This is a genomic window from Stenotrophomonas sp. NPDC077421 (assembly GCF_049545505.1).
GTDB classification, from domain to species: Bacteria; Pseudomonadota; Gammaproteobacteria; order Xanthomonadales; family Xanthomonadaceae; genus Stenotrophomonas; species Stenotrophomonas nematodicola.
The window spans coordinates 1-1035 of the sequence record NZ_JBMWDP010000092.1 but is presented as its reverse complement, the minus strand read 5'-3'; the positions used below and the strand labels follow the sequence as shown (position 1 = coordinate 1035).

Sequence of the window (1035 nt, the reverse complement as noted above, 5' to 3'; positions counted from 1 at the left end):
GTTACCACCGCCGTCAACGCCACCAGCCGCTACTACTATGCCGGCTAGAACCAGTTGATGTCCGAGCTGACCGACAGCACCTGGACCAACTACCTATGGTTCGATGGCAAGCTGGTGGGCCTGGCGCGAAACGGGCAGTTGAACGTCGTCCATACCGATCACCTTGGCCGGCCGGACTTCGTGACCAACGCAGGGCAGCAGACGGTCTGGAAGGCATACAACTATGCATACGGGCGCAGTGTTCAGCAGGACGATATTGGCGGACTGAACATTGGCTTCCCTGGGCAGTACTACGATGCAGAATCAGGGCTTTGGTACAACGGCTTCCGCGACTACGATGCTTGCTATGTATGGGTCCGCACTGAAGGCCGCTCACAACAATTCAGGGGCGTCGGCAGTTGCAGCCGTACTAGGAGAGAATATATGCGAATGAGATCAATCTTTCGATTTTCTTGCCCCAGCTGCAGTGCTTCTGGCCAAGCTTTTCTCATCGCTGATTCGATAGAGAAAAAAATAGAAACGAAATGCAATAACTGCGGTGCTGAGATAGTTTCCGAGCTTGGTGCCATGAAATCAGGAGCATGCTACATACTGACTTTGCTTGCGCTTGCACCGGCCGGTCTAATGTTGATTTCAACTGCATTGAGAGCAGATTGGCTACTATTCTCTGCATCGTTGCTAATAGGTGGTGTCGTCATGTTTGTGCCCTCCATGTATCTTCATTCTCGAAACGCAAAAATCAAAAATTCTTTGAGTCGGCCTGATAAGTACGGGCGAAAATATAATGTAGATCGTTAGCAAACGTGCAATCATTTCATTGTGTTGCCGATGCTGGCTTGGCTTCCGGCGACAGCAGCCGCTGCCAATCGATCAGCGTTCCCCTTGAGACTTCTCGGTGACCTCGCTGGACCCCCATCTGTCGGCCCGGCTCGAACCGCGCGCCTCGGCCCCGCACGCCCGCCTGCGTGCGATGCGGCGGCTGCACGCCGCCGGCATCCCGGTGGGCGTAATGGTGGCTCCGGTGATTCCGTGGAT

Annotated in this window: 1 protein-coding gene and 1 pseudogene; both read left to right on the top strand. The window is 54.5% G+C overall.

What is annotated here, in order from left to right:
• The first annotated feature begins 57 nt into the window (after positions 1-57).
• Entirely contained in the window at positions 58-798 is a 741-nt protein-coding gene (locus tag ACPEH1_RS20620) for a hypothetical protein (RefSeq protein WP_312711400.1), read from the top strand.
• Between the two features lie 91 nt (positions 799-889).
• Positions 890-1035 (top strand): annotated as a pseudogene (locus ACPEH1_RS20615) (PA0069 family radical SAM protein); the annotation flags it as partial.

Coding starts and splice junctions, on each gene's coding strand:
- ACPEH1_RS20620 (WP_312711400.1), top strand. CDS start 58: ATGTCCGAGCTGACCGACAGCACCTGGACCAACTACCTATGGTTCGAT.